General features: G+C 42.3%; 13 protein-coding genes and 1 pseudogene. All 14 read left to right on the top strand.

Annotated features, from left to right (window positions below):
• Positions 1-14 precede the first annotated feature (14 nt).
• The 14 genes and pseudogenes from V9W66_RS04910 (at position 15) to V9W66_RS04845 (ending at position 12,042) form a co-directional block, all read left to right on the top strand.
• Complete coding sequence (locus tag V9W66_RS04910; RefSeq protein ID WP_144095534.1) at positions 15-602, top strand: MptD family putative ECF transporter S component; 588 nt, start codon at positions 15-17, stop codon at positions 600-602.
• Positions 602-1,330: an energy-coupling factor transporter transmembrane component T gene (locus V9W66_RS04905; RefSeq protein ID WP_144095532.1), complete on the top strand. Its 729-nt coding sequence runs from the start codon at positions 602-604 to the stop codon at positions 1,328-1,330. Before V9W66_RS04910 ends, V9W66_RS04905 begins: the two co-directional genes overlap by 1 nt.
• A 10-nt stretch (positions 1,331-1,340) precedes the next feature.
• The gene (locus tag V9W66_RS04900; protein ID WP_144095530.1) at positions 1,341-2,840 is read left to right on the top strand and encodes an ABC transporter ATP-binding protein; all 1,500 of its coding nucleotides are present in this window, start codon (positions 1,341-1,343) and stop codon (positions 2,838-2,840) included.
• A 2-nt stretch (positions 2,841-2,842) separates the two neighbouring features.
• Complete coding sequence (locus V9W66_RS04895; protein WP_144095528.1) at positions 2,843-3,259, top strand: metal-dependent transcriptional regulator; 417 nt, start codon at positions 2,843-2,845, stop codon at positions 3,257-3,259.
• Positions 3,260-3,286: 27 nt separating this feature from the next.
• Entirely contained in the window at positions 3,287-4,006 is a 720-nt protein-coding gene (locus V9W66_RS04890; RefSeq protein WP_144095526.1) for a winged helix-turn-helix transcriptional regulator, read from the top strand.
• 272 nt (positions 4,007-4,278) lie between these two features.
• Complete coding sequence (locus V9W66_RS04885; protein ID WP_144095524.1) at positions 4,279-4,719, top strand: ECF-type sigma factor; 441 nt, start codon at positions 4,279-4,281, stop codon at positions 4,717-4,719.
• Between the two features lie 56 nt (positions 4,720-4,775).
• Complete coding sequence (locus V9W66_RS04880; RefSeq protein WP_243121821.1) at positions 4,776-4,892, top strand: DUF3846 domain-containing protein; 117 nt, start codon at positions 4,776-4,778, stop codon at positions 4,890-4,892.
• A gap of 12 nt (positions 4,893-4,904) precedes the next feature.
• Positions 4,905-5,270, top strand: a pseudogene (locus tag V9W66_RS04875) (DUF3846 domain-containing protein); the annotation flags it as partial.
• Between the two features lie 840 nt (positions 5,271-6,110).
• Positions 6,111-6,533: a cupin domain-containing protein gene (locus V9W66_RS04870; RefSeq protein WP_144095522.1), complete on the top strand. Its 423-nt coding sequence runs from the start codon at positions 6,111-6,113 to the stop codon at positions 6,531-6,533.
• A gap of 25 nt (positions 6,534-6,558) precedes the next feature.
• Entirely contained in the window at positions 6,559-6,897 is a 339-nt protein-coding gene (locus V9W66_RS04865; RefSeq protein WP_015513396.1) for a carboxymuconolactone decarboxylase family protein, read from the top strand.
• 281 nt (positions 6,898-7,178) lie between these two features.
• Complete coding sequence (locus V9W66_RS04860; RefSeq protein WP_279231854.1) at positions 7,179-7,313, top strand: hypothetical protein; 135 nt, start codon at positions 7,179-7,181, stop codon at positions 7,311-7,313.
• A 386-nt stretch (positions 7,314-7,699) separates the two neighbouring features.
• A complete protein-coding gene (gene cls / locus V9W66_RS04855; protein ID WP_144095520.1) occupies positions 7,700-9,256 on the top strand; it encodes a cardiolipin synthase in 1,557 nt (518 codons plus the stop codon).
• Between the two features lie 17 nt (positions 9,257-9,273).
• Positions 9,274-10,263: a choloylglycine hydrolase gene (bsh, locus tag V9W66_RS04850; protein ID WP_144095517.1), complete on the top strand. Its 990-nt coding sequence runs from the start codon at positions 9,274-9,276 to the stop codon at positions 10,261-10,263.
• A 222-nt stretch (positions 10,264-10,485) separates the two neighbouring features.
• Positions 10,486-12,042 (top strand): ABC-F family ATP-binding cassette domain-containing protein, encoded by a 1,557-nt coding sequence (locus V9W66_RS04845; RefSeq protein WP_144095515.1) that lies wholly within the window; start codon positions 10,486-10,488, stop codon positions 12,040-12,042.
• Positions 12,043-12,105 lie beyond the last annotated feature (63 nt).

Here is a 12,105-nt window from a genome sequence, read left to right as displayed (position 1 = left end):
AAGGAGTTCCTACAATGGACAAGAAAAAATTGAACGCAAAAGACTTTATCAACATCGGTATCTTTACTGTCATCTACTTTGTGATGTTCTTTATCACGGGTATGCTGGGGTACATCCCTATCTTTGCAGTTATCATTCCGTTGGTGCTGGGAATACTGGGCGGCATCCCGTTCATGCTGTTCCTGACAAAGACAGGGAAATTCGGCGCGGCTACTATTATGGGTACGCTGGTCAGCGTCCTCTGTTTTCTGATGGGACAAAGCTGGATTTCGATTCCGTTTGGAATCGTATTCGGTTTTCTTGCTGATTTAATCTTCAAGGCTGGCGAATATAAAAGCTGGAAACATACTGTGCTGGGATATTGCGTGTTTACCGAATGGGTAATCGGCTCCATGCTGCCTATGTGGATTATGAGAGATACTTTCTTTGAGGCGTACAGAAGCAAAGGAGGTACGGATGAATACATCAACGCCGTTATGGGCCTTACCGCTAACTGGATGCTGCCGGTAGTCATTGTTTTAGGCCTTGTTGGCGGAGTGATCGGCGCGTATTTGGGCAAGGCAATTTTGAAGAAGCATTTTGTAAAGGCGGGCATTGTATAATGAAACCAGAATTATTACTGTCAGTTGATTCGGAGCGACGTTTCTGGCTTGATCCAAGAACAAAGCTATATATGCTGGTAATATTCAGTATTGTAATGATTGACGGAAAAACGGACGGTATTAGTTTCTGGTTAAAGCCGATTCTGGCATTGGTACCCTTTTTCCTCCTGCTTTCGGGCAGTAGGAAAAAGGTTGCCATCATCTATCTGATTGTTTTTGTTGCTTCATGGATGGTGAACATATTTCTTGTTCCGTATATGGGACTAATAGGAACAATTATAATATCGCTGCTGGCTCAATTTGGAACACGATGGTTTCCAAGCGCCATGATGGGCTATTATCTTCTCTCGACTACAAAGGTTAGTGAATTTGTCCTTGCCATGCAGCGTATGCATATACCAGAAGCATTCATTATCCCGTTTTCCGTTATGTTCCGGTTCTTCCCTACAATTTCCGAAGAAGCGGGATCTATTGGAAACGCTATGCGTATGAGAGGAATCACGGGGAAAAATTTTTTCAAGAATCCACAAGCAGTATTAGAATATCGAATTGTCCCTCTTATGATGTCTGTAGTAACAATAGGGAATGACCTGTCTGCGGCAGCTTTGACAAGAGGATTAGGAAACGGAAAAAAGCGTACAAGCATTTGTAGGATCGGTTTCCATTGGAAAGATTTTGCACTTATGATTATTGTTACTGCTGCCCTGTTGGTGTTCCTGCTTTTTTAGGAGGGCTGAAATGATAGAGTTTAAGGATGTAGCCTTTCAATATGAGCAAGGCAGTTCAAAAGGAAAAATCGAAAATATAAATTTGACTATCCATGACGGAGAGGTTGTTTTGATCTGCGGAGAATCCGGTTGCGGAAAGACTACACTCACACGTTTAATAAATGGGCTTATCCCGCATTATTACGAAGGAACGCTTACCGGGCAGACGATTGTGGAAGGGATAGATGTAAAAAATGTATCCCTTTATGCTTTGTCTGGTGTGGTTGGTTCTGTTTTTCAAAATCCAAGGACACAATTTTTTACAGTGGATACTACCAGTGAAATTGCATTTGGATGTGAGAATTTGGCAATCGACGCAGACGAAATCAATTTGCGGATAGAAAAAACGGTAGGGGCGTTAAAAATCGAAGATTTACTGAATAGGAGCTTATTTGCACTGTCCGGTGGCGAAAAACAGAAAATTGCCTGTGCGTCCGTTTCCGCAATGGAACCGGATATATTTGTACTGGACGAGCCATCTTCCAATTTGGATATTAAATCAATCAGAGAATTAAAAGATGTATTGCGGAAATGGAAAGCACAGGGGAAAACGATTGTGATTGCGGAACATCGCCTGTATTACCTGATGGATATTGCAGATCGCGTTCTATATATGCAGGGCGGGCAAATAAAAGAAAACCTTTCCATCTCCGACTTCAAAAAGAAATCTACAGGCGAATTGCACGCGCTGGGTCTTAGAACTTTACAGTCTGAAGATTTTAGTAAAATGCAGAGCACAGTGTGTGCGACAAAGCAGCTATATATCAGGGACTTTGAAGTTTCTTATAAAAATGCTTCAGGAGGTAAGAAGAAAAAGCGGAAGGTGCTGGATATATCAGATTTGATGATTCCGCAAGGTTCGGTGGTTGGAGTAGTCGGCAACAATGGAGCCGGGAAAACGACTTTTGCTAACAATTTATGCGGATTGCTCAAAACCGCAAAAGGCTGTATGAGCATGAATGGAAAAACTTATATGGCAAATCAGAGAATTAAGACCTGCTATATGGTTATGCAGGACGTAAACCACCAACTTTTTACGGAAAGTGTAATGGATGAAATCTTGCTTAGTCTGGATAATTCAGATGAAGAAAAAGTGGCGCATGAGGCAGAAAGTATTATGGAAAGTCTGAACATTTCAGAATTTAGAGATGCCCATCCTATGTCGTTGTCCGGCGGACAGAAACAGAGGGTAGCGATTGCCAGCGCGATTGCGTCTGATAAACAGGTTATTGTTTTTGACGAGCCTACAAGCGGATTGGATTATCGGCACATGAAAAAAGTGGCAGAGAATTTGCGGGAATTGAGTTCGTTGGGGAAAACCTTGTTTATTGTTACTCATGACCCGGAGCTGATTGCGGAGTGCTGCAATTACTTTGTCTTTATAGAAAACGGAAAAGTGCTATGGAGTGATGGATGGAACAGAATAAGCCGGGAACGGTTGCAAAAGTTCTTTGCCTTTGAGGATGACTAAAGATGAAGATTCATGCATCTGGGGAGGACTATCTGGAAGCTGTATTGGTACTTCAAAAGAAGCTCGGTATGGTGCGTTCGGTGGATGTTGCCCGGTACATGGAGGTTTCAAAACCCAGCGTATGTTACGCAGTAGGAACTTTGCGAGAGGGCGGTTTTTTGACAATGGATGAAAAGCATTATCTGCACCTGACAGAACTTGGCCGGGATATGGCTGAAAAAATTTACGAACGCCATTGTTTTTTTACTCATCAACTTATATCCGTTGGAGTTAATCCACAAATTGCAGAAGTTGATGCTTGTCGTATGGAACATGCAGTCAGTGATGAAAGTTTTCAAAAACTGAAAGAGCATGCGATGAGAGAGATTGCTTCACAAAAAATTGACAATACATTTGATGATTTTCCTGTGAAGAAATAGAAAGTGTTGCTTTTTTAAAATAGAAATATGAAAGACACAAAATACAAAATATTAGCATATTTTGACAATCAATCATATCGAAAACTATTCAATGAGGTAAACTCAGATTATGCAGAAAATCTACAAATTTTACTGCATAATTTGAGTTTATTTTCTTATGATGTGCTTATAATAGGAGTGATCCTTTATAAAGAGAACATAAGTAATATTATATCTGCTATTAGAAAAATAACGCAGATACCAATTATTATTTTGACGGATGCTTCCTCTTTATTGTGTATGTCATGGAAAAAAGAATTAATATACGCTGGTGCAGATTGTGTAATGGATATAAATAGCACTATAGAAGAAGTAGATCTGCAGATTTTTTCATTGGCACGACGAAATAATAAACAAAAAATAACTCAAAAGCAATCCGAAACGATGATTAATAAGGGAAAACTTGTAATGGATCATAAGAAACATAAAGTATTTTGGAATAATGTAGCGTTACATTTAACACGACAAGAATATAATTTTTTATACTTATTAGCGGTGACACCGATGAGAGTATACACATTTGAACAGATTTACCAGCTTGTATGGAAAGATTATTCTGTTGGTGATATTAAAAATATCATCTGGTGTCTGGTAAAGCGATTGAGAAAAAAGTTGAATGTCGTTGAAGACGGTGCCGGGAATTGCATTGTCAGTGTCAGGGATATAGGTTACAAATTTGAATTGAATAATGAAAACGAACAGCAGTAAGGCGAATAATCCGTAAAAAGATTGTTCGTCTTATTTTATTTGTGCTGGAAAGAAGGTGATAAAAACTGACCGTCAATTGACAGTTTTCTGACCGTTAGCTGACAGGTGCATCCGATACACTGTGCCTTTGTAAAGATATGATTGCAAAGGAGATCCGTGTTTGCAGGGAGACAGCAGAGATGCCGGGCATTCCTGTAGACAGGAAGAACGGACCAGAGCACCGCCACACTCCGATTTGATCTCACAAAAATTCAGATCGGAGGAAAAGATAAGTGGCTTACAATAAAGCAAAAGAAGAATATAGATGGAACCAGTGGAAAGCAGAGGAAGAGAAGATCCTGCGTGAACAGGGTGTGGAAGAAAAGACGATCCAAAAGCTCCGGGAGTATGACTGGGAGAATTTCAAGGCAGAGCGGAGATTCCGGGAACACCAGACCTCGCTTCTGGACTGCATGGAACTGCTCCTGGAAGAAAAAGAAACGAAAGAGTCCCAGCCGGAGAGCGTGGAAGCTCTGCTGGATACCGTGGAGAATGAAGAACTGCTTCAGATCCTGTTATCAACTGATAAGAAAACTCTTCAGATGATTGTCCTGAAGATGATGGGATATGCACCAAAAGAGATCAGTCATCACATGGAACTGCCGGAGCAGACGGTTTATACAAGATTGCGGAGGTTACGGGAAAAGATCAAAAAGTCCATGAAATTTGAATAAAACAAAAGGTTCTCATCGGCTGACTATTAGAACGAACAGACAGGAGGATTGATACGATGGATGAGAAAGAAGTGTCCGAAATGCAGGAAGAAATGATGACGGTGCTGGTAGTCGAGCCGATGAAAACACCTTATGTCAAGATCATCCCCAATGAGCTGGAGGATCTGCAGTAGGCGGTAGGTGGTGACATTGAGATGACCTATCCGTTTGAGGATGAGGTTGGAATTCTTTTAAACGGCAATGGAAAATTTGAGGGGCTGCCGTTAAATCGGGCATTGTACGATGACCGAGGACAGGTCTATGATGCCATTGCCGGAACATTCCTTGTAGTAGGACTGACAGAAGACGATTTTACTTCGCTGACACCGGAGCAGATTGAAAAGTTTAAAGAAAAATATCAGTCACCGGAAGTTTTCACCCTGTTTAACGGAGAATTCCATGTGATGAAGATGCCGCCGGAAGAAGCAAAAAAACAGAAAGAAAGCCGTAAGAACGATGCAAAACAGAAGAATCCGGCAAAGAAGAAAAACAGATCCGGGGATGCAAGATAAAATATTTTTTTGTGAAGTGAATAAAAAAATACACTGCCATCGGCTAGTAAGCAGAGGGACATTTCTCGGCTGTTCTTTGGCAAGTGAATATCGGCACTACAGGTACGTTCCCAACCGTAGAAGCGTGACAGCATGAGCGCCATGATTAAGTATAGGGTAAAGATTCTTAGACTTGGAGCGAGGAAGCATAACTGTGAATAAGGCGGTGGCAGCCTTTCGCCAGGATCACGGACGGGGGATAATGATACACGTTACCAGCCAAAGAGCGGAAGATGGACTCCGGGTTGTAATCAGAAAGACCCTCAGGACATCTGTGAGTGGCGGCAGGCCAGCCGCCCACCTGTAGTGTCCCCTTTCCCAGAAGAAATGCAGGGATGGTTCCGGGGGTGCGAGGTCGAATGCGGAACAGCAAGATAAAATAATAGAAATCAATGTATCTGCTATAGCAACAGATACAGAAGCTGAAGAGCGAGAATGAGAATCTGAAAAAAGAGAATCAAAAGTTGAAAAAGGCACTGTCCAAAAGGAAATTAAATCTTATCAAACAGCTTTAAGCTATACCACAATGCAAAGCGGATCTGCCAGGATGCGGCAGGTCTGTTTTGCATTGTGATATAAAATTTGATTATGCTTAAAAGGCATTAAGCAACCTACAATAATGGGTATTGGACATAGGAAGCAATATGGGTGTATGATAAAAAACGATAAGAAATAAAGTGAATCTGAAATGCAAACTGTCACAGGAAAAATGTGAACTTTATGTAAAAAGTTGCAAAACCTATTGACCTAAAGCTTGATTCAGGTTGTACCATAAAATAAAAACGCAAGGAGGAGATTTTCATGGATATCGAACAGATGAAAAAAGACTTAGGCGGTGGCAACGTATTTCCAATCGGTGAGGAAAATGTAGCATTTGCAAAGTATTTTACAGGTGAATGTTATCTGAATATGCTTACAACAGAGAGAGTACCTGTTGGTCTGGTTACTTTCGCTCCAAGAACAATCAATGCATACCACATCCATCACAAGGGTGGTCAGATCCTTATGGTTACTGGTGGAAGAGGATGGTATCAGGAAGAAGGAAAACCGGCCCGTGAACTGAAAGCTGGAGATGTGGTAAATATTCCACCGGAAGTAAAACACTGGCATGGAGCAGCGAAAGACAGCTGGTTCCAGCATCTGGCAGTTGAGGTTCCGGCAGAAGGAGCTTCCAATGAGTGGCTGGAGTTCTTACCAGAAGAAGAGTACAACAAATTACCATAAATAAGAAAGACGGAGGGTTGATATCATGGCAAAGATCACACAGACGGCAGGAAGAAATGCTCTGGGAACATTTGCACCGGAGTTTGCACATTTCAACGATGATGTTTTGTTCGGAGAGAATTGGAACAACGAAGATATTGATTTAAAGACAAGAAGCATTATCACAGTCGTAGCACTGATGGCACAGGGAATTACAGATTCTTCTTTAAAATTCCATTTACAGAATGCAAAGGATCATGGAGTAACACAGAAAGAAATCGCAGCGATTATCACCCACATAGCATTCTATGCAGGATGGCCAAAGGGATGGGCAGTATTCAACCTTGCAAAAGAGGTTTGGAACGAGGAAGAAATAGAAAAATAACTTGGTAGAAACTGCTCGTCAGAAAAGATTCGCACAAAGCACAAACGTGTATGCCGTTAAAGCCAGCAACTACAAGGGATTGCGGAGGGGAAGTCCAGTTTATTTGAGATAAATCCAACTTGCAGATGAACTGTCCGACATGATTCTGTTCCACGCTATGGTATGTGAGAATGGGAAGAAGATGGAGCAACCCTGAGAGGATAAGTGATGAACAATGTTCTGGAAAATAGCCCTTTTGATTCAGGACAAGGTGTATGGGCGATTTTTAAGAGAAGATCAAATTGGAAATGCAGGATTGGCCTGGAGCACAGGAGAATGTGCAGGAAATCCTGAAAGGGGACGGGCAGAAAAAAGAGCAGCTGCATGAGCAGGAAGTGCAGCAGGAAGAAGAAAATAGACAGAGCAGTTGCTGTTGAGGAAGTGTCAATAGCAATTCGGAAAATAAAAACGGAAAATACGTTTTTACAGGAGGGCAACCCATGAAAATACTCCGCACCACCGCACAAAATATCTTAAAAAGTATACAGAGTATATTGCGAAGAAAAATCGCATATGTTATAATGCTCGCAGGCAAAAAAAAATTAAAGTGTTTATAACAAAAAAATCAAAAGCCCTCGAAGTTGCAGCTTCCAGGGCTTTCTTCTTATTTCATTTTTTATTACAGTGGACAAGGAATTATCAGGTCAGAGCTGCGCTGTTTGCAGTATAGAAGATAATTGTTGATTTTATTACGCAACAGGAATATTCAGTTAGGCTTACGCACAACAGAAAATTCTCATTCCATGCAGAAAGGGGCGGTTTTATGAAGCAGGATACACTGGAGGGCAGAGCAAAAACGAAAAACGGTGTCATTCGATTATGCTTTTCGGTGCTTTGTATTTTGTTGGAAGCAGCTTTTATCATTATCGTGATCACAAGGCTGAATGAATATGCGGAGATCGTTAATCTGCTGACCAGAGTCTTTGCAGGAATTCTGGTTCTGGCACTATATGCATCCGACCAGACCTCTTCCATGAAAATGCCGTGGATCATTCTGATACTTGTGTTTCCGATCATGGGAGTAGCGCTGTATCTGCTGATCGGATTAAATGGCGGAACTCGTAAAATGCGAGAACGATATGCGGATATCGACAGAAAGCTTCTGCCGCTTCTGCCGGATAATCGGGAAAAACTGGAAAATATCAAAAACAAAATCCCAAAAGCAGGAAATATCAGTGAGTATATTTGGAAAAATGCAGGTTATCCCGTATACCAGAATACGGATATTGTTTATTATGATGAGGCGGTAAAGGGATTAGAAGCACAGTTATCGGCACTGTCAAAGGCTGAAAAGTTTATTTTTATGGAATACCATGCGATAGAAGATGCAGAGGCCTGGAAAAAGATCCAGAAAGTGCTGGAGGAGCGTGTACAGGCAGGCGTGGAAGTGCGGGTATTTTATGATGATATGGGCTCTATTGGCTTTATTAATACGGATTTTGTAAAAAAGATGGAGCAGATCGGAATCCACTGCCGGGTATTTAATCCGTTTATGCCGGGACTGAATGTATTTCTGAACAACCGTGATCATCGAAAAATAACCGTGATCGATGGAAAAGCAGCTTTCACAGGCGGCTATAATCTGGCAAATGAATATTTTAATTACACCAATCCTTACGGACAATGGAAGGATACCGGGATCCGTCTTGAAGGTGATGCAGTTCAGTCGCTGACAGCAACATTCCTTGAAATGTGGAATGCAGCCAATGACAGGAATAATAATGAGGATTTCAGCAAATATTTTATAAGATCAGAATATAAGGCAGCTCAGAACGGATTTGTACAGCCTTATGCAGATAGTCCAATGGATGATGAACAGGTAGGAGAGGAAGTTTATATCAGCATGGTCAACAAAGCTGAAAAATACTGCTGGTTTATAACGCCATATCTGATCATTACGGATGAAATGACACATGCGCTGTGTCTTGCTGCAAAGCGGGGGATTGATGTCAGGATCATTACACCGGGAATCCCGGATAAAAAAATGATTTACAGTGTTACACGTTCCTTTTATCATGGACTGGTTAAAAATGGAGTGCGGATCTATGAGTGGACACCTGGCTTCTGTCACGCCAAGATGAGCGTGGCAGATGACTGTATGGCAACCTGCGGAACCATAAATCTGGATTACAGAAGTCTTTATCATCATTTTGAAAACGGATGCTTTATGGCAGACAGTCCGGCTGTGTTATCTATAAGAAATGACCTGGAAGAAACAATGAAGGAATGTCGGGAAGTAACAGAACAATACCGTACAGGACGCAGTGCATATCTTCGTCTGGGACAGCTTTTCATGAGATTGTTTGCAGGATTATTGTAAGGAAGAGGTGTAGATCTATGTGTACAGCAGCAACGTATCAGACAAAGGATTTTTATATGGGAAGAACTCTTGACTATGAGTTTTCCTATGGGGAAGAGGTGACCATAACCCCAAGAAATTATGAGTTCGATTTCCGATATGCGGGAAAAGCAAAAATACATTATGCTCTTATAGGAATGGCGTTTGTAGCAGGAGATTATCCGCTTTATTATGATGCGGCTAATGAAAAGGGACTGGGTATGGCAGGACTTAACTTTGTGGGGAATGCGGCATATGCAGAGGAAGCGGCAGAGACAGATAAAGATCTTGTCCAGGTGGCGCAATATGAATTTATTCCATGGATCCTTACCCAGTGTGCTTCGGTGGCTGAAGCAAGGAGGATGCTTTCCAATATGGAACTTATGGGAACACCTTTCAGTGAACAGCTTCCAACGGCACAGCTTCACTGGATGATCGCAGACAGGGAGGAATGCATCGTTGTAGAATCCATGAAAGACGGAATGCACATCTATGACAATCCTGTTGGCGTACTTACAAATAATCCTCCATTTCCCGGTCAGATGTTTGCACTTAACAATTATGCGGGTGTATCCAGAAAGCAGCCGGAAAGTACATTTGCAGGAGTGCTGGAGCTGGATCCATACAGCAGAGGAATGGGCGGAATGGGAATTCCGGGAGATCTTTCAAGCCAGTCAAGATTTGTAAAGGTTGCATTTACAAAATTAAACGCAATATCCGGAGATGGGGAAAACGAAAGTGTCAGCCAGTTTTTCCATATTTTAGGCTCTGTTGATCAGCAGCGGGGATGCTGTGAGGTATCAGAGGGCGCATATGAGATCACGATCTATACTTCATGCTGCAACACGACAAAGGGAATCTATTATTATACCACATATGATAATCACCAGATAACCGCAGTAGATATGTATGCGGAAAACCTTGATTCAGACAAGCTGATCCGTTATCCGCTCATATTAAACGGTGAGATCCGATGGCATAATAAATAAGATCAGGATTTTTACAGAAGATAATGAGGTAGGAAGATGGAAAATTATTCAATAGTATTCAGCAGCTTAACCGGTAATACAAAAAGCTGCCAGTCAGCCGATCGCAGTGTATACAGAGATTTGACTTTACAGCAGAGAAAAATATCAAGTATAATACTATAGCATTATTAAAAATCCCTTCCGGGAAAACAGAAAAACCACAATGATAAAGGAATATAACAAATGAGTATTTTAAATGTAGAACACCTGACCCACGGGTTTGGAGACAGAGCGATTTTCGAAGATGTATCTTTCCGGCTTCTTAAGGGAGAACACATCGGACTTGTAGGCGCTAATGGTGAAGGAAAGTCCACATTTATGAGTATCGTGACCGGAAAACTGATGCCGGATGAGGGCAGGGTAGAGTGGGCAAAAAATGTCCACGCAGGCTATCTGGATCAGCATGCAGTTCTGGAAAAGGGGATGACCATCGGCCAGGTGCTGAAATCCGCTTTTGATCCTCTCCTCAAAAAAGAAGAACGGATGAACGAAATCTGCGACAAGCTGGGAACTGCAGATCCTGACGAGATGGATGGTCTGATGGAAGAGCTTGGAACGATCCAGGACGAACTGACACTTCACGATTTTTATGCGATCGATGCCAAAGTGGAGGAGGTTGCCAGAGCTCTGGGCCTTCTGGATCTTGGGCTTGACCGTGATGTTACGGATCTAAGCGGCGGACAGAGAACCAAGGTACTTCTTGCGAAGCTTCTTCTTGAGAAGCCTGATATCCTGCTTCTGGATGAGCCTACCAACTATCTGGATGAGGAGCATATTGCATGGCTGAAAAGATATCTTCTGGATTATGAGAATGCCTTTATCCTTATTTCCCACGATATTCCCTTCCTGAATTCTGTAGTTAACATTATCTATCATATGGAAAATCAGGAACTGAACCGTTATGTAGGAGATTACGATCATTTCCAGGAGGTCTATGCGGTCAAGAAGGCACAGCTGGAGGCTGCTTACCGCAAACAGCAGCAGGAGATCAGTGAGCTGAAGGATTTCGTGGCAAGGAATAAGGCCCGTGTTTCCACAAGAAACATGGCTATGTCCCGCCAGAAAAAGCTGGACAAGATGGATGTGATCGAGCTGGCGGCAGAGAAGCCGAAGCCGGAGTTCAAATTCCGTTATGGCCGAACACCAGGAAAGATGCTTTTTGAGACACATGACCTTGTGATCGGTTATGATGAGCCGCTTTCCAAGCCACTGAATTTTACTATGGAGCGAGGACAGAAGATCGCACTGGTGGGAACCAATGGAATAGGAAAAACAACACTTCTTCGAAGCCTTCTCGGACTGATCAAGCCTCTTTCCGGAAGCGTGGAGCAGGGCGAGAACCTTGAGATCGGATATTTTGAGCAGGAAGTTAAAGGTGAGAATCGAACTACCTGTATCGAAGAACTCTGGCAGGAATTTCCGTCATTTTCCCAGTATGAAGTGCGTTCCGCGCTGGCGAAATGCGGGCTGACGACCAAGCATATTGAGAGCCAGGTACGAGTTTTAAGCGGTGGTGAGCAGGCAAAAGTGCGTCTTTGCAAGCTGGTGAACCGTGACACCAATATTCTTCTTCTGGACGAGCCTACCAATCATCTGGATGTAGATGCAAAAGACGAGCTGAAAAAAGCTCTCCGGGAATACCGCGGAAGTATCCTTCTCATCTGCCATGAACCGGAATTTTACCAGGATGTGGTAAATGAAGTCTGGGATATGAGCAAGTGGACAACCAAGATATTCTGATAATGGATATAGATATATGGCAGAAAAGACCGATATAATTCAAAAAGTACAATAAATGGGACA

It is taken from the genome of Blautia massiliensis (ex Durand et al. 2017), assembly GCF_051861785.1.
GTDB classification, from domain to species: domain Bacteria; phylum Bacillota; class Clostridia; order Lachnospirales; family Lachnospiraceae; genus Blautia_A; species Blautia_A luti_A.
The sequence above is the reverse complement of the archived record's forward strand: the minus strand, read 5'-3'. Positions and strand labels throughout refer to the sequence as shown.